This is a genomic window from Bacillus sp. B25(2016b) (assembly GCF_001679765.1).
GTDB lineage: Bacteria > Bacillota > Bacilli > Bacillales > Bacillaceae_G > Bacillus_A > Bacillus_A thuringiensis_K.
This window is the reverse complement of record NZ_CP016285.1, coordinates 3,966,405-3,985,353: the sequence shown is the minus strand read 5'-3', so window position 1 is coordinate 3,985,353 and position 18,949 is coordinate 3,966,405. Positions and strand designations below refer to the sequence as shown.

Below are 18,949 nucleotides of genomic sequence, written 5' to 3'. Positions count from 1 at the left end.
AATAAAAAATGGAGTTGGTAAATTGTGAAATGGTCAGAAATTAGTATTCATACAACAGAAGAAGCAGTAGAAGCTGTCTCTCATATTTTACACGAAGCTGGTGCTAGCGGAGTTGCGATTGAGGACCCAGCGGAGTTAACGAAAGAGCGCGAGCAACAATATGGTGAAATTTATGCATTGAATCCCGATGAATATCCAGCGGAAGGTGTATTAATAAAAGCATATTTCCCGCAAACCGATTCTTTACATGAAACGATTGCAGGTGTAAAATCATCTATTGATGTGCTTCCATCTTACGACATCGAAATTGGTACTGGAAATATTACCGTTAACGAAGTCAATGAAGAAGATTGGGCTACTGCTTGGAAAAAATATTACCATCCAGTACAAATTTCTGATACATTCACAATCGTACCGACTTGGGAAGAATATACACCATCTTCTCCTGATGAAAAAATCATTGAATTAGACCCGGGTATGGCGTTTGGTACAGGAACTCATCCAACAACAACGATGTGTATACGTGCTTTAGAAAAAACAGTACAGCCAGGTGACACTATTATTGATGTAGGAACAGGTTCTGGTGTACTTAGTATTGCAGCGGCAAAATTAGGTGCGTCTTCTGTTCAAGCATATGATTTAGATCCGGTTGCGGTTGAAAGTGCAGAAATGAATGTACGTTTAAATAAAACAGATGATATCGTGTCTGTTGGACAAAATAGTCTTTTAGAAGGTATTGAAGGTCCTGTTGATTTAATCGTAGCTAACTTATTAGCAGAAATCATTCTATTATTCCCTGAAGATGCAGCAAGAGTTGTGAAATCAGGTGGATTATTTATTACATCGGGCATTATTGCTACGAAGGAAAAAGTAATTTCTGAGGCGCTAGAAAAAGCTGGATTTACAATTGAAGAAGTGTTACGAATGGAAGATTGGGTAGCAATTATTGCACGAAATGCGTAATATAGATTTTAGTCTATAATGAAAAGGGGAGTCTCTCACTATAAGGTGAGGGACTTGCCGTTTGTTATATGAAAAATGATAACGTTTCGTTCTTTTCGTAAGTGTTGACTTACGAAAGGAACGAAACTCTACTAAGGTGATTATATGCAACGTTATTTTGTAGAAGAGAAATATGTAAATGAGACAAGTATTCGCATTGTAGGTGATGACGTACATCATATCGCAAGAGTGATGCGTATGTCAGCTGGAGATCATATTTATTGCTGTGTAAACGGAAAAACAGCAGTATGTTCAATTGATGAAATTACCAGTGAATTTATTAATACGACTATTGTAGAATGGGTAGAGGCGTCAAGTGAACTTCCTGTTTTCGTGACGATTGCAAGTGGACTGCCAAAAGGAGACAAGCTAGAGTTAATTTTTCAAAAAGGAACTGAGCTTGGGGCAGCTGCATTCTTACCATTTCAAGCATCTCGCTCTATCGTAAAATGGGATGCGAAAAAAGCTGATAAAAAAGTTGAGCGTTTAAGAAAAATTGTGAAAGAAGCTGCGGAACAATCACATAGAAGTGAAATTCCAGAAGTACATGCTCCGGCATCATTTAAGCAATTGCTTTCAATGAGTGGTGAGTATGATGTTTGTCTTGTTGCTTACGAAGAGGAAGCAAAACAAGGCGAGAAATCTAATTTTGCGAAAGCTTTAACGACAATGAAACCAGGTCAAAAGCTATTGATTGTATTTGGCCCAGAAGGCGGTTTAGCTGAGGAAGAGATTACAGCGCTTCGTGAACATAAATTTGTACCATGTAGTTTAGGACCAAGAATTTTAAGAACAGAAACGGCGCCATTATACGCGTTAAGTGCTGCTTCGTATCATTTTGAATTGATGGGGTGATGATCAATGTCAACTGTTGCGTTCCATACGTTAGGTTGTAAAGTAAACCACTATGAAACAGAAGCCATTTGGCAATTGTTTAAACAAGGTGGTTATGAAAGAACAGAATATGAAAAGAAAGCTGATGTATATGTTATTAACACATGTACAGTAACGAATACTGGGGACAAAAAAAGTCGTCAAGTAATTAGACGTGCTGTGCGTCAAAATCCAGATGCAGTTATTTGTGTAACGGGATGTTACGCACAAACATCTCCAGCGGAAATTATGGCAATCCCAGGTGTGGATATTGTAGTTGGTACACAGGATCGTGAAAAGATGTTAGGTTACATCGAAGAATTTCGTAAAGAGCGTCAACCAATTAATGCTGTCCGCAATATTATGAAAACACGCGTGTATGAAGAACTTGATGTACCTTATTTCACGGATCGTACACGTGCGTCTTTAAAAATACAAGAGGGTTGCAATAACTTCTGTACATTCTGTATCATTCCTTGGGCGCGTGGTTTAATGCGTTCTCGTGATGGAAAAGAAGTTATTAAACAAGCACAACAATTAGTGGATGCAGGCTATAAAGAAATCGTATTAACGGGTATTCATACAGGTGGATACGGCGAAGACATAAAAGATTATAACTTAGCTGGATTACTTCGTGATATGGAAGCGGAAGTAGGCGGATTAAAACGTCTTCGTATTTCTTCTATTGAAGCGAGTCAAATTTCAGATGAAGTAATTGAAGTGTTAGATAAATCTGAAGTAGTTGTACGCCACTTGCATATTCCGTTGCAATCTGGTTCTAATACTGTATTAAAACGTATGCGTCGTAAATATACGATGGAGTTCTTCCAAGAGCGTTTAGATCGTTTGAAAGAAGCGTTACCAGGCCTTGCGATTACATCTGATGTAATCGTTGGTTTCCCAGGTGAAACAGAAGAAGAATTCATGGAAACATACAATTTCATTAAAGAGAACCGCTTCTCTGAGTTACATGTGTTCCCTTACTCAAAACGTACAGGAACACCTGCAGCACGCATGGAAGATCAAGTTCCTGAAGATGTGAAGAACGATCGTGTTCATCGTTTAATTGAGCTATCTAATCAATTAGCGAAAGAGTACGCATCAGGGTTTGAAGGTGAAGTGCTTGAAATCATTCCGGAAGAGCAATTTAAAGAGGGCGACCGTGAAGGGTTATATGTAGGTTATACAGATAACTACTTGAAAATTGTATTTGAAGGATCAGAAGAATTAATTGGTAAGCTAGTGAAAGTGAAAATTACGAAAGCTGGTTATCCATATAACGAAGCGCAATTTGTTCGTGTTCTTGAAGATGATGTAAAAAAAGAATCAGCTAGTGCATAAAAAGAGCGTGCAACCGGAAACGGTTTGCATGCTTTCTTTATTTGAATCGGTTAAGTACTAGAGGGCGTGGAGGCGTTTCATGCATCCCTGTATGAAAAAAGATGAAATGATAAAAATATAGTTGTCTTCATCAGTGAAGGATACTAGCTATTTGCCATAACTTTTGAAAAGGAAATGCTTCTATTCTTCTTTTATTCTGCCAAATAGTTGACCTGAAGTGATAAAATGTATTATAATCGTAAAAGACATGCTGAAGAAGTGTTTCTTTTTGCATGCTGAAGTTAGTATGTAAGTGTGATGTTTCGGAGGGAGGGAAAGAGAATGTCAAAAACAGTCGTTCGTAAAAACGAGTCTTTGGAGGATGCACTTCGCCGTTTTAAAAGATCGGTTTCTAAAACTGGTACACTTGCTGAAGCAAGAAAGCGCGAGTTTTATGAAAAACCAAGTGTAAAACGTAAGAAGAAATCTGAAGCGGCAAGAAAGCGTAAATTCTAAGAGAGGGTGTAAGTTATGAGTCTTCTCGGTCGTTTAAACGATGATATGAAACAAGCGATGAAGAATAAACAAAAAGAAAAATTAACCGTTATTCGTATGGTTAAGGCTGCTTTACAAAATGAAGGTATTAAACTGCAACATACTCTTACTGAAGAAGAGGAAATAACAGTTTTAGCTCGTGAAGTAAAACAGTATAAGGACTCCCTCCTTGAATTTAAAAAAGCTGGTCGTGAAGACCTTGTTAATAAACTGCAAAGTGAAATTCAGATTTTAAGCGCATATTTGCCAGAGCAATTAACTGAAGAAGAACTAGTTGATGTAATCAAGCAAGTTATTTCTGAAGTTGGTGCGACTTCTAAAGCAGATATGGGTAAGGTGATGACTGCTGTTATGCCGAAAGTAAAAGGTAAAACAGACGGATCACTTGTGAATAAGCTGGTTATCCAGCTATTAGCATAAAAAAACGTCTCATTTCGTATGAGACGTTTTTTTATTGTTCTTATTAAGGAGAAACGCTATATTGCTTAAAAAGCGTTTCTGTAAGTGATAGAAACCCCTCTAGTTAAAGTTTCAATTTATTATTTCCTTGTATAATTCTGATTCTACACCTGTTCTTACTTCCTTGACTAAAACTTCTTTCGCAAATAAAAGCTAAGTACCGAGCCTTCTGAAACTCAGATTGAAGTTTTATAGCGTGCTCTTCAGCATAATCCTCGAAGGTAACAAAAGAGATTCTAACTATATTAGATTTTGCATCAGTTGCATAAAATGGCCGGATATGACTGTCGATAACTTGTTTTATAGCATTCAAAATTTCTTGACCAAAGCCAATTTACTTTCGTATTTCCTCATTTATTAATTCATCTTTTAATGAACCCTAATATTTTTTGAAATTCATATAACAACCATCTATAAAATATTCTTACTTACAACGTAACATTCAGAGCGGGGAAATTTTCTTTTTTGAATTTTATCCCGCATTAACAGGCAACCCGATTGGTGAGGGTTGATTAAAGTTTCACTTTATCTCATTTGTCCAATAAATGACAACTACTTATTCTATGGTCAGTATGTCACGTCCAGAACGAATTGTAACAGGTTTTTTCAAGTTTCCAACTTCTCGCTAGGCTCAATTTCTTAATGTAACTTGTACTGATATCCTGTAGGGGCGCATATTCTTGTATTAATACTTCTATTATTAAAGGTAATATCCTCTGATCCATCATTGTCCTGACAAATATGATTTCATATAGCGACTGTTTTAATTAACATGATATGAACTCTTACAGAATATAGTTATGTTAGTGAAGTCGTTATAACACGATAGGCACTTGTGAAGAAATACATATATATATGGGATGAGGAGGGGGTCTTTCGAGATGAAGAAATTAGAACAAATGAAAAATTGGTTAACAAAACAAGTAGATCTACCAGTGGATGTATTAATGGATCTGCCTCGGATTACTCTTGTTGGGCAAATACATATTTATATAGAAAATCATCGGGGGTTATTAGTGTTTTCAGATAAAGAAGTACGATTACTTTTAAAACATGGTCAATTATTAATTAAAGGACAATCCTTTGTTATTAAAACGATTCTTCCAGAAGAGCTTTTACTCGAAGGTATAATTGAGCAAGTAACATTTTTAGAAAATGAAAAAAAAGGTGATTGAAGTGAAACTTCCATTTGTGAAGTTTTTCTTCTTTATCCTGTAAAAGTTCCGTTGATAGAGACTGATTACAGTTTTACTCTGTTTCATTTTAGTACGAGCTATTTTAATGCTTCAAATAAAAAGTCGTATACCTACTTTTAGAAAGGTAGTGAAGGTGGTAAATGAAAAATAAATGGTTTATAAAGTGGCTTGGGTATGTAAAAGTGCGAATTGAAGGTAGAGGGGCAGAACGGTTTGTTAATGAATGTGTACGGAGGAATTTATTAGTTTGGGATGTTAAGAAGATAGCTGATGAAACGTTAGTTTTTTGTATATTGTTACGCGATGTGAAAAAAATAAAACCAATTTATAGAAAAAATGAATGTAAATTATATTTTATTGGACGTTATGGTTTTCCTTTTTGGAATAAGCGTTTAATTAAAAATAGTGGATTTTTAATTGGGTTTTTAATTTTCTTTTTTGGTGTGATTGCAATGTCAAATATGGTTTGGAAAATTGAAATTACAGGAGCAAAACCTGAAACAGAATATATATTAATGAAAGAATTGGATAAAATGGGTATTAAAAAAGGGAAACTACAGTTTCAAATGCCGAATGTAGAGGATGTACAACGCCATTTGACAGATAATATTAATGCCATTACTTGGGCGGGACTAGAAGTAAGAGGAACGACGTATCATTTTAAAATTGTTGAAAAAAACGAACCGAAAAAAGAAAAGGAACAAAGGCCACAAAATTTAGTAGCAAAAAAAGAAGCGATTATTACAAAAACGTTTGTAGAAGTTGGAAAACCGGTTGTACTGAAAAATGATCATGTGGAAAAAGGGCAGATTCTCGTATCTGGAATATATGGTAATGAGGAAAGCCCGACAATTGTTTCAGCGAAAGGTATTGTGTATGGCGAAACGTGGTATACCTCTAAAGTGAATGTCCCGTTAAAGACGCAATTTCAAGTGTATACTGGTAATGTATACAATGAACATTTTCTTAAATTTGGGGATACGAAAATAAAAATATGGGGATTTCAACATGATAAGTATAAACGCTCTCGTACTGAAAGTGTAAAGCACGATGTGAAATTATTTGGTTTTACACTGCCGATTGCATATGAAAAAGATGTTGTGAGAGAAGAGGAAGAAGCGAATCGAGAATATACAGAAAAGCAAGCGTTAAAAGTAGCGAAAGAGATGGCCGAAAAAGAACTAAAGAAAAAATTGGATGAACATGCTATGATTGTAAGTGATAAGATTTTGAGTAAAGAGGTTGAGGCGGATCAACTAAAGGTCACATTGCATTATACTGTAGTTGAAAATATTGCAGAGCCACAACCAATATCTGAATCCGATATTCAAGGAGACTGAGTAATGGCAGAACAATTAGTAGAAATGAACCAACAATTGGAAAATACTAACGAAGCAATCGCTCTTTTTGGAGTCAATGATGCGCATTTAAAAGTAATTGAACGAGAACTCAATGTATCGATCGTAACTAGAGGAGAAACTGTTCATGTATCTGGGGCAGTTGAAACGGTAACACTCGTAGAAAAAATCTTACAGCAATTACTTGTTGTAATTCGTAAAAGTATATCAATTTCGGAGAGAGATGTTGCGTATGCAATTCAGCTCGCACAACAAGGGAAAATTGCTCAATTTGAAGAGTTATATGAAGAAGAAATCTTCAAGACTGCAAAAGGTAAATCCATTCGTGTAAAAACAATGGGGCAAAGACGATATATTCATGCGATGAAGAAGAATGATATTGTCTTTGGAATAGGGCCAGCAGGAACTGGAAAAACATACTTAGCTGTAGTAATGGCTGTGAGGGCTTTAAAACAAGGATATGTAAAGAAAATTATTTTAACAAGACCTGCTGTAGAAGCTGGAGAAAACTTAGGTTTTTTACCAGGGGATCTGAAAGAGAAGGTTGATCCATACTTACGTCCATTATATGATGCCTTACATGATATTCTTGGACAAGAATATACGCAGCGTATGATGGAGCGAGGAGTAATTGAAATCGCGCCACTTGCTTATATGAGGGGACGTACGCTTGATGATTCATTTGTTATTTTAGATGAGGCTCAAAATACAACGGGTGCTCAAATAAAAATGTTTTTAACGAGATTAGGTTTTAGTTCTAAAATGGTTATTACAGGGGATCCTTCACAAGTAGACTTGCCAAAAGGGGTAAAATCAGGGCTATCTATAGCCTCTAATATTTTATCTGGTGTATCAGGTCTGTCATTTATTACATTAGAACAAACAGACGTTGTGAGACATCCATTGGTGCAACGTATTATTGAGGCATATGATAAAATGGAATGATCCTATTTGTCAGGATCATTTCTTTTTGTATGATAAGGTTGGCGAACGTCATATTTTTTACTATCATGAAAGATAAGGAAAATAAACTATAGGTACTGGTGTATAAAATGTTGCCTCAAAGTATCGTTGGGTAGAAGAAATGAAAGCTATAAATAGTTTCACTTTATTTCTGGAGAGGAGAAGTATTGAAATCATGTCAAGATCTCAAGAAATTTCTAAGTGGTTTCGTAATTTACAACATTCGAAAAAACTAAGTTGGATTTCTTACGTTGTATTAGGAGCAGTGCTGTTTTTTGCGCTTATGAATAATGTAAAACCAGAGCAATTAGATGTTAACATGTATTCTATTGCGAAAAAGACAATCCATTCTCCTATAAAAATTGAAGATAAAGTTACAACGGATAAAAAGAAAAAAGAAGCCGCTACAAAAGTTGAAGATCAATATACATATAAAAGTGAGTATAAACAAAATAAAGTTGATATTGTGAATGACGTCTTCGCTAAAGTGGATGAAGTGGTGCAAGAGATTAAAGCTGTTGGACCGGATGATCAAAAAAAGATTACTGATGCTGAGAAAGTGGATAAGTTAAAAAAGAAACTACCTGCTGACTTAACGAAAGAATTATCTGATTCAAACTTACTAAATTTGATTAATGCAGATTCGGGCCAATTAGTATTAGCGAAAGATGCTGCGGTCACAGCGATTAATAGTATCATGACTGAGCATATTAAAATGGACGAATTGAAAGATGCGAAAGAACGATATGTAAGTGAGATGAATAGTGTTAATGTTGATAATGGTTTAAAAGAGTCAATTAAGGCGCTAGGAAGATATGCAATTTCAGCGAACTATTTTTATGACCCGATCTTAACGAAAGAGAAGAGAAAAGCAGAGGAAGATTTAGTTCCACCTGTTTATATTCTTCAAGGACAAGTTCTTGTTAGAGAAGGTGAAACAATTTCAAGTGATGTGTATAATCAGTTGAAATTAGTTGGTTTGTTAGAAAAAGGGAATGGCTTTCAACCTTATGTTGGATTAGCGGTACTCATTAGTGTGTTACTATACTTTATGCATAAACAATTTGAATTGTTTTTAAAGAGAAAAAGAGAAGATAGACCGTATGTTTTAGCGTATATTACAATTTTGTCTATCACAATCGTCTTAATGAAAATCATTAGTTTGTTTCAAAAACTTGAATACGCAGGGATTGCATATGTTGTCCCAGTTGCGATGGGAACATTACTTGTAAAACTAATGATTGGTGATCGATTTGTCTTTTTAACGAGTATGATTTTTTCTGTATGCGGAAGTATTATGTTTAATGAAGGAGTAACGAGTACGTTAAATTATAGTGTAGGGATTTACGTATTGTTAAGTTCATTATCGGTTAGTATTTTCTTGCGAGAAAAAAATCGTCGTACAATGATCTTACAAGCTGGTATACTCGTTTCTGTATTAAATGTAGTCGTATTGGCGGCGCTCTTATTATTACGTAATGGGAATTTTTCGCCTCTTGAAATTGGTACGCAATTATTAATGGCATCACTTTCAGGGATTATATCGTCCGTTTTGGCTATGGGGATTTTACCATATTTAGAAAGTGGACTTGGAATCGTATCAAGTATGAAGCTTATGGAACTATCAAGTCCAAATCATCCGCTTTTACGTAGAATTTTGTTAGAAGCGCCAGGGACATATCATCATAGTGTAATGGTAGCGAATCTTTCTGAGGCTGCGTGTGAAGCAGTCGGGGCAAATGGTGTATTAGCACGTGTAGGTGCATATTATCATGATGTAGGAAAAACAGTACAACCGCAATTCTTTATTGAAAACCAAATGGGAATTGAAAACCCGCATGATAAATTAGATCCTGTAACGAGTAAAGATATTATAATTGCTCACGTAACGGATGGAGTAAGAATGCTCGAAGAATATCATATTCCACAAGAAATTATTGATATCGCTGGGCAACATCACGGTACAACGTTACTGAAATATTTTTATTATAAAGCAATTAAAGAAGATAAAGAAAAATATACAGAAGAGATGTTCCGTTATCCAGGTTCAAAAGCAACTTCGAAAGAATCGGCAATTGTTGGTATTGCTGATAGTGTAGAAGCTGCGGTACGTTCTATGAATCACCCAACGCCAGAACAAATTAATAATTTAGTGCAAAGTATTATTAAAGATCGATTGCAAGACGGTCAATTTAGTGAATGTGATTTGACGTTTAAAGAACTACAAATCGTTGGGAAAACGTTGTGTGAAACGTTAAATGGTATTTTCCATTCGCGTATTACATATCCGGAACTTCCGGAAGAAAAGGAGAAAGAATGAGTTTGTTAATTGATTTTATTGATGAAACAGGAGAAGTAAAAGAAGCGTATATGAGTTTAATTCGTGAAGTGTTAGAAAAAGCAGCTCAAATGGAAAATATCGAGGATGGCGTGGAGGTATCGGTGACATTTGTAGATAATGAGCGCATTAGAGAAATTAATCGTGATTACCGAGATAAAGATCAACCTACAGATGTAATATCTTTTGCCATGGAAGAGATGGGAGAAGGAGAAATGGAGATCGTTGGTGCAGAGATGCCGCGCATGTTAGGTGATCTTATTATCTCTATTCCAAGGGCGAAAGAGCAAGCTGAAGAGTACGGACATTCTTTCGATCGTGAACTTGGATTTTTGGCGTTACATGGCTTTTTACATTTACTTGGTTATGATCACATGACGGAAGAAGATGAAAAAGAAATGTTCGGAAGACAAAAAGAAATTTTAGAAGCTTTTGGATTAGGAAGATGAAAAAAGGAAAACTTATAGATAGTTTTGGATATGCTATAGCTGGTATATTCTTTTGTTTTCGTCATGAACGAAATATGAAAATCCATTATTTAGCCGCAGTCATTGTTATATGCTGCGGCTTTTATTTCCATATTACGAAAATAGAGTGGATGATATTACTTATTGTAATAGGGATTGTAATGAGTTTAGAGATGGTAAATACGGCTGTGGAAAAAACGGTAGATTTAGCGACTGCCGATATTCATCCGTTTGCAAAAATTGCAAAGGATGTTGCGGCAGGAGCGGTTTTATTATTTACAATTATAGCTGTTATAATTGGTGCTATTATCTTTTTACCGTATATGGTATAGTTGCATTCCGAAGCTTTTATTAAGCTTTGGAAGTGCCGTAAGGGCCTTTAATGAGAGAGTGTATCTCTTCATAGCTGTGAACAGGAAGGATGCGGGAATATGAATAGTAAACAATTAATTCTAGAAGCAATCGAAGCGCGTAAACAAGCGTACGTACCATATTCTAAATTTCAAGTAGGTGCAGCATTATTAACGCGCGGTGGAAAAGTATATCGTGGGTGTAATGTTGAGAATGCATCATATGGCTTATGTAATTGTGCTGAAAGAACAGCTTTATTTAAGGCGGTTTCTGAAGGAGATAAAGAATTTGTAGCCATTGCGGTTGTAGCAGATACAAAGCGCCCAGTACCTCCTTGTGGAGCATGTCGACAAGTTATGGTAGAATTATGTAAACAGGATACGAAAGTATACTTATCAAATTTACATGGTGACGTTCAAGAGACGACAGTCGGAGAATTGTTACCAGGAGCATTTTTAGCGGAGGATTTACATGAATAGAAAAGGTTATAAATCAGGTTTTGTCTCTATTATTGGCAGACCGAATGTTGGAAAATCTACATTTTTAAATCGTATTATCGGCCAGAAAATTGCTATTATGAGTGATAAGCCACAAACGACTCGTAATAAAATTCAAGGTGTATATACAGAAAATGATGCACAAGTTATTTTCATTGATACACCAGGAATACATAAACCTAAACATAAACTAGGCGACTTCATGGTGAAGATGGCGCAAACGACATTAAAAGAAGTTGATATCGTTCTGTTTATGGTTAATGCTGTCGAAGGCTTTGGTCGTGGTGAGGAATTCATCATTGAGAAATTAAAAGAAACGAAACAACCAGTATTTTTAGTAATTAATAAAATTGACCAACTTCATCCAGAGCAATTACTAGAGTTAATTGATCAATATCGTAAACTACATGAGTTTGCAGAGATTGTACCAATTTCTGCGTTAGACGGTAATAATGTGGACGCTTTAATTGGAACAATTAAAAAGTATTTACCAGAAGGACCACAATACTATCCAGATAATCAAGTAACGGATCATCCGGAGAGATTTATTATTGCAGAGCTTATTCGTGAGAAAGTACTACATTTAACACGTGAAGAAGTACCGCATTCTGTGGCTGTTGTTATCGATGCGATTCAAAAGCGTGAGGGTGGGGCAGTTTATATAAATGCAACGATTGTTGTTGAACGTGCATCACAAAAAGGAATCATCATCGGAAAACAAGGAAAAATGTTAAAAGAAGTTGGTAAACGAGCTCGTTTTGATATTGAAGCGCTACTTGGTTCTAAAGTATTTTTAGAAGTATGGGTAAAAGTGCAAAAAGATTGGCGTAATAAAATGTCTCAGCTTCGTGACCTAGGTTTCCGCGAGGATGAGTACTAAAATAGAGTCAAGCTGTAATCAGTGGATGGTTGGTTCATCCGCTGATTATTGGTTTTTATGAACTTTGATAAATTAGGAAAAATTTTTCTCACATGAAAATGGACAAAATGGGTCAATTTAATAACAACAAAGGAAATTGGTTTATAGGCTACGCTTATTGAGAAAGGTGGATTCTTATGCTAGATTTTACCTGGAAGTTTTTCTCCAAAACAGGAAGCATTGAAACGTACTTGCTTTTGAAAGAAATGGAAAAAGACGTAAACGATGAGATGGATCAACATGAAGAGGAGCTAGCGCATCTAGACTCTCCAATTTCTTGACCCGTTTTGTTCAAACCTTGGATGGTGACGAACATGTTTCAAAAAGTTGAGGGCATCGTTATCCGTACGACAGATTACGGAGAAACGAACAAGATTGTTACAATATTCTCAAGAGAACTTGGTAAGGTAAGTGCAATGGCACGAGGAGCAAAAAAACCGAAAAGCCGATTAGCATCTGTGTCGCAATTAATGACACATGGCCATTTTCTTATTCAAATGGGATCTGGGCTTGGAACATTGCAACAAGGCGAGATTATTTCAACTATGAAAGAAATTCGCGAGGATATATTTTTAACTGCTTATGCATCATTTATTGTTGAGTTAACTGATAAAGCAACAGAAGATAAAAAACATAATCCGTACTTATTTGAAATGTTATATCAAACGTTGCATTATATGTGTGAGGGTGTTGATTCAGAAGTATTATCATTAATTTATCAAACGAAAATGCTTCCAGTATTAGGGATGCGCCCGTACTTTGATACTTGTGCGATTTGTCATCAAGAAACAGACTTTGTCGCCTTCTCCGTCAGGGAAGGCGGTTTTCTGTGCTCACGTCATGCAGAGCAAGACCCATATCGTATACCGGTAGGAGAAGCTGTTCATAAATTATTACGTCTTTTCTTCCATTTCGATTTACATAGGCTCGGAAATGTATCGGTAAAGGATAGCACAAAAAAACAAATGCGTTTAGTATTGAATACATATTATGATGAATATTGCGGAATTTATTTGAAATCAAGACGTTTTTTAGAACAACTTGATAAGTTTCAAATATAATTTTGGACCGTATACGGTCCTTTTTACATACTTTCTTTTTCGAATAGCATATTTAGTATATAATATTTAAGAGATAGTATAACTTTTTTCGTTGTGCATTAAAGGTGGTGATTATCATAGAGCTGAATAAACGGCAAGAACATATCATTCAGATTGTAAAAGATCACGGTCCTATTACAGGGGAATCAATTGCAGCACAATTGGGTCTAACACGTGCGACGCTAAGACCAGACTTAGCAATTTTAACGATGGCTGGTTATTTAGAAGCACGTCCACGCGTAGGTTATTTTTATACGGGTAAAACTGGGGGGCAGCTATTATCTGAAGCTGTTAAGAAAATTAAAGTACAAGATTATCAATCTAGACCGGTTGTAATTGATAAAAATGTTTCCGTATACGATGCAATTTGTACGATGTTTTTAGAGGACGTTGGTACATTGTTCGTTGTAGATCAGATGACTCTATTAGTTGGTGTTGTGTCTCGTAAAGATTTATTAAGAGCGAGCTTAGGAAAGCAGGATTTAACCTCTCTTCCGGTTAATATTATCATGACAAGGATGCCAAACATTGCGATGTGTCGTAGAGAGGATTCTTTATATGATATTGCGATGGAATTAATAGAAAGACAGATTGATGCAATGCCAGTTGTAAAAGATACGAAACAAGGTTTAGAAGTGATTGGGCGAATTACAAAAACAAATATTACACGTGCGTTTGTAAATTTAGTAAATAACGAATAAGTGTAATTTGTTTAAAGTGAGGTAATGTAATGGATAATAAAATCGTATATGTCGTATCTGACTCTGTAGGGGAAACGGCTGATTTGGTTGTTCGAGCAGCAATGGGGCAATTCCCGTTTGCTCCTGATATTAGACGTGTACCGTATGTAGAAGATACAGGGACATTAAAAGAAGTGATTTCGATTGCTAAGAGTAATCAAGCACTTATATGTTTTACGTTAGTTAAGCCTGATATGCGCCAGTATTTAGTAACAGAGGCTGCAAAAGAAGGGGTAGAGGCATACGATATTATTGGCCCTCTTATTGATCAAATTGAAGAAATTACGGGGCAAGTGCCGAGATATGAGCCAGGTGTTGTCCGTAGGTTAGATGAAGAATACTTTAAAAAGATTGAAGCGATTGAGTTTGCTGTGAAATATGATGACGGCAGAGATGCACGAGGTATTTTAAAAGCAGATATCGTGTTGATCGGTGTTTCGCGTACATCAAAAACACCACTTTCCCAATATTTAGCTCATAACAAACGCTTGAAAGTTGCGAATGTACCACTCGTGCCAGAAGTTGACCCACCTGAAGAACTATATCAAGTGGCAAAAGAAAAATGTTTCGGTTTGAAAATTACGCCAGATAAGTTAAATCATATTCGAAAAGAGCGATTAAAATCACTTGGATTAAGTGACGGAGCAACATATGCAAATATTAATCGTATTCAAGAAGAAATTGATCACTTTGAGGAAGTAATTAGTAAAATAAATTGCCAAGTAATCGATGTATCGAATAAAGCGATTGAAGAAACAGCAAATATTATTGTGAATGCAGTGCAAAACCAAAAAATGTTTTAGCACATTTACCAAAGGTGAATGTGCTTTTTTCGCTCGTGTGAAATATGACACCTATGGATTTTGTAATAGATTGTATTGTAATGGTTATACTTATACTCCTTTGTCTTTTAGTATATTCAAGGTGTGAGTTTGTCATCCTGAAATGTAAGATGAAAAAATAAAGGGATATGTAGCGTAGTTGAAGAAAATATATTATAATAAAAAATTGTGATAAAAACCTATATTTTACGTTTAGACTTTAATTTTTCAGAATAAACTAGGGATAGGATTTACGAAAAAGACATGTAATTACGTTAAATCGACAAAATCTATACAAGAAAACGCACATTATGGAAGGATTCACAGAAGGGATGTAGAATACAGAAATATGCAAAACATCAACAACATATCAGTTGGTGTATATGTATGTCCCGTGAAGGCTGAAGTTGTGCAAGTTGGAGCGGAATTTCATGTCGGAATTTTGTTTGTCGCATCATATGCTCATCCTTTTGGAAAATAGCAAGGCAATTGGATCTTTGTAGATACTGAACAAAATGTAGTTGATTGTTATATGGATCAACATGGAAAAGTTACAGATCTCAAGGTCAAACAGTATATGTGGCTTGCTACTGTTCTTGTAAAAAGGTCTATATGTATTGTTTCTAAGAGATACATTTGTAACAGATGAGCAAATGTATACAATTTTATATAGCAAGTATGTATATGCGATTTATGCATATAAAGGACCTATAGGAAGGTTCAAAATCGTTTATACAATGTAATCGGCAACACTTTCTAACAAGTTTAGAAAAATATTGTCGAATTATAAAGGAATTTTTTAATTTATATCGAATACAAAATACGACACGGAGATGGAGTTATGGGGAACAGAATTCCCGAAGAAGTTGTTGAACAAATTCGGACATCATCCGATATTGTAGAAGTCATTGGTGAATACGTTCAACTTAGAAAACAGGGGCGTAACTATTTCGGCCTTTGTCCATTTCATGGTGAGAACTCTCCTTCATTCTCTGTTTCATCCGATAAGCAAATTTTTCATTGCTTCGGATGTGGAGAAGGTGGAAATGTATTTTCCTTTCTAATGAAAATGGAAGGACTGGCTTTTACCGAGGCTGTTCAAAAGCTAGGCGAAAGAAATGGAATTGCGGTTGCAGAGTACACATCAGGGCAAGGACAACAAGAAGACATATCTGATGACACTGTCATCATGCAGCAAGCTCATGAATTATTGAAAAAGTATTATCATCATTTATTAGTAAATACGGAAGAGGGAAATGAAGCACTTTCATATTTATTAAACCGTGGTATTACGAAAGAAATGATTGAGAAGTTTGAAATTGGTTATGCATCACCTGCTTGGGACGCAGCGACGAAAATTTTACAAAAAAGAGGTTTATCGCTGTCTAGTATGGAACAAGCTGGCCTTCTAATAAGAAGTGAGAAGGATGGTAGTCATTACGATCGCTTCCGCGGAAGAGTTATGTTCCCGATCTATACGTTACAAGGTAAGGTAATAGCATTTAGTGGAAGGGCGTTAGGAGATGACACTCCAAAATATTTAAATAGCCCTGAAACGCCGATTTTTCACAAAAGTAAATTGTTGTATAACTTTCACCAAGCAAGACCGTTTATTAGAAAGCGTGGGCAAGTGGTTCTTTTTGAAGGATATGCCGATGTGCTAGCTGCGGTAAAAAGTGGTGTGGAAGAAGCTGTTGCGACAATGGGAACAGCTTTAACTGAAGAACAAGCAAAACTTCTGCGACGTAACGTTGAAACTGTTGTTCTTTGCTATGATGGTGATAAAGCAGGGCGAGAAGCGACGATAAAAGCAGGGCAATTATTGCTAAAAGTTGGTTGCCAAGTGAAAGTCACATCCTTGCCAGATAAGCTTGATCCTGATGAATATGTGCAACAATATGGCACTACTGCTTTTGAAAATCTTGTGAAATCAAGTGTGAGTTTTGTTGGTTTTAAAATAAATTATTTGCGTTTAGGGAAAAATTTGCAAGATGAGTCTGGCAAAGAAGAATATGTGAAAAGTGTTTTAAAAGAGTTATCGTTGTTACAAGATGCGATGCAGGCAGAGTCATATTTGAAGTCATTATCGCAAGAATTTTCGTATTCAATGGAAACACTTTTGAACCAATTGCACCAATATCGCAAAGAACAAAAGGTACAGCAAAAACAAATAAAGCAGGTTGCTAAACCGTCTCAAGTCGTTCAAACAAAACCTAAGTTAACAGGTTTTGAAAGAGCGGAAAGAGAAATTATTTACCATATGTTGCAAAGTGCAGAAGTAGCTGTTCGTATGGAATCCCATATAGAAGATTTTCATACAGAAGAACATAAAGGGATTTTATATGAACTATACGCATATTATGAAAAGGGAAATGAACCTTCAGTCGGAACATTTTTAAGTTGGCTCTCTGATGAAAAGTTGAAAAATATTATCACTGATATTTCGACGGATGAATTTATTAATCCAGAATACACTGAAGAAGTGTTGCAAGGCCATTTGGAGACGCTTAGACGGCATCAGGAAAAACTTGAAAAGATGGAGATCATCTTTAAAGTGAAACAAATGGAAAAAACAGATCCTGTAGAGGCTGCTAAATATTATGTAGCATATTTACAAAATCAAAAAGCGAGAAAATAGCTTTTTTGATAAATTTTTAGTATAATGAATGTTTGTATCTCGCGTAAGGAGGGGAACAGATGGCTGACAAACCAGCTCGTTCTAAACAAATTGAAACTGAAATGACCCTTGAGCAAGTGAAAGAACAACTCACTGAGCTCGGAAAAAAACGTGGCGTTCTTACATATGAAGAGATTGCAGAACGCATGAATGGATTTGAAATTGAATCCGATCAAATGGATGAATACTATGAATATTTAGGTGAACAAGGCATTGACTTAGTTGGTGATAATGACAACGAAGAAGGCCCTAATAATCGCCAAATTTCAAAAACAGAAGAAGAGTTTGACCTCAATGATTTAAGTGTACCACCTGGGGTTAAAATCAACGATCCTGTTCGTATGTATTTAAAAGAAATTGGTCGTGTAGACTTACTATCTGCAGAAGAAGAAATTCGACTTGCAACGCGTATTGAAGAAGGCGATGAAGAAGCGAAACGTCGTCTTGCAGAAGCAAATTTACGTCTTGTAGTAAGTATTGCAAAGCGCTATGTAGGCCGTGGTATGCTTTTCTTAGACTTAATTCAAGAAGGTAATATGGGTCTAATTAAAGCTGTTGAAAAGTTCGATTATCGTAAAGGTTTCAAATTTAGTACGTATGCAACTTGGTGGATTCGCCAAGCTATTACACGTGCCATTGCAGACCAAGCGCGAACAATTCGTATTCCAGTTCATATGGTTGAAACGATTAATAAGTTAATTCGTGTACAACGTCAATTATTACAAGATTTAGGTCGCGAACCGTCTCCTGAAGAGATTGGTGAGGAAATGGATCTTGCTCCAGAAAAAGTACGTGAAATCTTAAAAATTGCACAGGAGCCAGTTTCTCTTGAAACACCAATTGGTGAAGAAGATGACTCCCATTTAGGTGACTTTATTGAAGACCAAGAAGCAACATCGCCTGCGGACCATGCAGCCTATGAATTGCTAAAAGAACAATTAGAAGATGTGTTAGATACGCTAACAGATCGTGAAGAAAATGTTCTACGTCTTCGTTTCGGTTTAGATGATGGACGAACTCGTACGCTTGAAGAAGTTGGGAAAGTATTCGGCGTAACGAGAGAGCGTATCCGTCAAATTGAAGCAAAAGCACTTCGCAAATTAAGACATCCAAGCCGTAGTAAGCGTCTTAAGGATTTCTTAGAATAGGTTATTTTTTAAGTTTACTTCACCTTTGTGAAGTAAACTTTTTTATTTTGTTAATTTTTGTTAAAATTTAGCTCTGGGCAACGATTACAATTTCTTGTAATTTATTTTACAGAATTGTCTTTTGATTTGCAAATGCTCATTTTTCGATTTTTCGATTAATTTTGT

19 protein-coding genes are annotated in these 18,949 nt (G+C 35.8%); all 19 read left to right on the top strand.

The features are described from left to right. Positions 1-24 precede the first annotated feature (24 nt). The 19 genes from prmA to rpoD all read left to right on the top strand — a co-directional run bounded on the left by prmA (position 25) and on the right by rpoD (position 18,784). Positions 25-963 (top strand): 50S ribosomal protein L11 methyltransferase, encoded by a 939-nt coding sequence (gene prmA / locus BAQ53_RS20360; RefSeq protein WP_000872104.1) that lies wholly within the window; start codon positions 25-27, stop codon positions 961-963. Positions 964-1,107: 144 nt separating this feature from the next. Further along, positions 1,108-1,857 carry a 16S rRNA (uracil(1498)-N(3))-methyltransferase gene (locus BAQ53_RS20355; protein ID WP_001190164.1) on the top strand — a complete coding sequence of 250 codons (750 nt, stop codon included), beginning with the start codon at positions 1,108-1,110 and terminating at the stop codon, positions 1,855-1,857. A 6-nt stretch (positions 1,858-1,863) separates the two neighbouring features. Further along, complete coding sequence (gene mtaB / locus BAQ53_RS20350; RefSeq protein ID WP_000108683.1) at positions 1,864-3,216, top strand: tRNA (N(6)-L-threonylcarbamoyladenosine(37)-C(2))-methylthiotransferase MtaB; 1,353 nt, start codon at positions 1,864-1,866, stop codon at positions 3,214-3,216. Between the two features lie 321 nt (positions 3,217-3,537). Further along, positions 3,538-3,711: a 30S ribosomal protein S21 gene (gene rpsU, locus BAQ53_RS20345; protein WP_000048061.1), complete on the top strand. Its 174-nt coding sequence runs from the start codon at positions 3,538-3,540 to the stop codon at positions 3,709-3,711. A 15-nt stretch (positions 3,712-3,726) separates the two neighbouring features. Next, positions 3,727-4,170 (top strand): GatB/YqeY domain-containing protein, encoded by a 444-nt coding sequence (locus BAQ53_RS20340; protein ID WP_000054562.1) that lies wholly within the window; start codon positions 3,727-3,729, stop codon positions 4,168-4,170. A gap of 920 nt (positions 4,171-5,090) precedes the next feature. Then, positions 5,091-5,384 carry a sporulation protein YqfC gene (gene yqfC / locus BAQ53_RS20335; protein WP_000732269.1) on the top strand — a complete coding sequence of 98 codons (294 nt, stop codon included), beginning with the start codon at positions 5,091-5,093 and terminating at the stop codon, positions 5,382-5,384. Between the two features lie 161 nt (positions 5,385-5,545). Next, positions 5,546-6,745: a sporulation protein YqfD gene (gene yqfD / locus BAQ53_RS20330; RefSeq protein WP_000792494.1), complete on the top strand. Its 1,200-nt coding sequence runs from the start codon at positions 5,546-5,548 to the stop codon at positions 6,743-6,745. 3 nt (positions 6,746-6,748) lie between these two features. Then, positions 6,749-7,708 carry a PhoH family protein gene (locus BAQ53_RS20325; protein ID WP_000840521.1) on the top strand — a complete coding sequence of 320 codons (960 nt, stop codon included), beginning with the start codon at positions 6,749-6,751 and terminating at the stop codon, positions 7,706-7,708. A 193-nt stretch (positions 7,709-7,901) separates the two neighbouring features. Further along, entirely contained in the window at positions 7,902-10,046 is a 2,145-nt protein-coding gene (locus BAQ53_RS20320) for an HD family phosphohydrolase (protein WP_000091508.1), read from the top strand. Continuing rightward, complete coding sequence (gene ybeY, locus BAQ53_RS20315) at positions 10,043-10,513, top strand: rRNA maturation RNase YbeY (RefSeq protein WP_208906199.1); 471 nt, start codon at positions 10,043-10,045, stop codon at positions 10,511-10,513. The genes BAQ53_RS20320 and ybeY overlap by 4 nt, the downstream gene beginning before the upstream one ends. Then, positions 10,510-10,863, top strand: a complete 354-nt coding sequence (locus BAQ53_RS20310) for a diacylglycerol kinase family protein (RefSeq protein ID WP_000715462.1) — start codon at positions 10,510-10,512, stop codon at positions 10,861-10,863. Before ybeY ends, BAQ53_RS20310 begins: the two co-directional genes overlap by 4 nt. Positions 10,864-10,962: 99 nt before the next feature. Then, a complete protein-coding gene (locus BAQ53_RS20305; protein WP_001086285.1) occupies positions 10,963-11,361 on the top strand; it encodes a cytidine deaminase in 399 nt (132 codons plus the stop codon). Continuing rightward, entirely contained in the window at positions 11,354-12,259 is a 906-nt protein-coding gene (era, locus tag BAQ53_RS20300; RefSeq protein WP_001080229.1) for a GTPase Era, read from the top strand. Before BAQ53_RS20305 ends, era begins: the two co-directional genes overlap by 8 nt. A 176-nt stretch (positions 12,260-12,435) precedes the next feature. Further along, a complete protein-coding gene (locus BAQ53_RS20295; RefSeq protein ID WP_000883924.1) occupies positions 12,436-12,579 on the top strand; it encodes a YqzL family protein in 144 nt (47 codons plus the stop codon). A 33-nt stretch (positions 12,580-12,612) separates the two neighbouring features. Then, positions 12,613-13,359: a DNA repair protein RecO gene (gene recO, locus BAQ53_RS20290; RefSeq protein WP_000487011.1), complete on the top strand. Its 747-nt coding sequence runs from the start codon at positions 12,613-12,615 to the stop codon at positions 13,357-13,359. A 107-nt stretch (positions 13,360-13,466) separates the two neighbouring features. Beyond that, positions 13,467-14,099, top strand: coding sequence for a transcriptional regulator CcpN (gene ccpN / locus BAQ53_RS20285; protein ID WP_000583756.1), 633 nt, complete (start codon positions 13,467-13,469; stop codon positions 14,097-14,099). Positions 14,100-14,128: 29 nt separating this feature from the next. Beyond that, entirely contained in the window at positions 14,129-14,941 is an 813-nt protein-coding gene (locus BAQ53_RS20280) for a pyruvate, water dikinase regulatory protein (protein ID WP_000368944.1), read from the top strand. Between the two features lie 859 nt (positions 14,942-15,800). Continuing rightward, positions 15,801-17,597, top strand: coding sequence for a DNA primase (gene dnaG, locus BAQ53_RS20275; RefSeq protein ID WP_000528220.1), 1,797 nt, complete (start codon positions 15,801-15,803; stop codon positions 17,595-17,597). Positions 17,598-17,656: 59 nt separating this feature from the next. After that, positions 17,657-18,784 (top strand): RNA polymerase sigma factor RpoD, encoded by a 1,128-nt coding sequence (gene rpoD / locus BAQ53_RS20270; protein ID WP_000764065.1) that lies wholly within the window; start codon positions 17,657-17,659, stop codon positions 18,782-18,784. Positions 18,785-18,949 lie beyond the last annotated feature (165 nt).

Bases quoted from the DNA above. Each gene is read 5' to 3' on its own strand.
- yqfC (WP_000732269.1), top strand. From the start codon at position 5,091: ATGAAGAAATTAGAACAAATGAAAAATTGGTTAACAAAACAAGTAGAT.
- recO (WP_000487011.1), top strand. From the start codon at position 12,613: ATGTTTCAAAAAGTTGAGGGCATCGTTATCCGTACGACAGATTACGGA.
- BAQ53_RS20305 (WP_001086285.1), top strand. From the start codon at position 10,963: ATGAATAGTAAACAATTAATTCTAGAAGCAATCGAAGCGCGTAAACAA.
- era (WP_001080229.1), top strand. From the start codon at position 11,354: ATGAATAGAAAAGGTTATAAATCAGGTTTTGTCTCTATTATTGGCAGA.
- mtaB (WP_000108683.1), top strand. From the start codon at position 1,864: ATGTCAACTGTTGCGTTCCATACGTTAGGTTGTAAAGTAAACCACTAT.
- rpsU (WP_000048061.1), top strand. From the start codon at position 3,538: ATGTCAAAAACAGTCGTTCGTAAAAACGAGTCTTTGGAGGATGCACTT.
- BAQ53_RS20280 (WP_000368944.1), top strand. From the start codon at position 14,129: ATGGATAATAAAATCGTATATGTCGTATCTGACTCTGTAGGGGAAACG.
- dnaG (WP_000528220.1), top strand. From the start codon at position 15,801: ATGGGGAACAGAATTCCCGAAGAAGTTGTTGAACAAATTCGGACATCA.
- BAQ53_RS20320 (WP_000091508.1), top strand. From the start codon at position 7,902: ATGTCAAGATCTCAAGAAATTTCTAAGTGGTTTCGTAATTTACAACAT.
- BAQ53_RS20295 (WP_000883924.1), top strand. From the start codon at position 12,436: ATGCTAGATTTTACCTGGAAGTTTTTCTCCAAAACAGGAAGCATTGAA.
- rpoD (WP_000764065.1), top strand. From the start codon at position 17,657: ATGGCTGACAAACCAGCTCGTTCTAAACAAATTGAAACTGAAATGACC.
- BAQ53_RS20340 (WP_000054562.1), top strand. From the start codon at position 3,727: ATGAGTCTTCTCGGTCGTTTAAACGATGATATGAAACAAGCGATGAAG.
- BAQ53_RS20325 (WP_000840521.1), top strand. From the start codon at position 6,749: ATGGCAGAACAATTAGTAGAAATGAACCAACAATTGGAAAATACTAAC.
- BAQ53_RS20310 (WP_000715462.1), top strand. From the start codon at position 10,510: ATGAAAAAAGGAAAACTTATAGATAGTTTTGGATATGCTATAGCTGGT.
- ybeY (WP_208906199.1), top strand. From the start codon at position 10,043: ATGAGTTTGTTAATTGATTTTATTGATGAAACAGGAGAAGTAAAAGAA.
- yqfD (WP_000792494.1), top strand. From the start codon at position 5,546: ATGAAAAATAAATGGTTTATAAAGTGGCTTGGGTATGTAAAAGTGCGA.
- BAQ53_RS20355 (WP_001190164.1), top strand. From the start codon at position 1,108: ATGCAACGTTATTTTGTAGAAGAGAAATATGTAAATGAGACAAGTATT.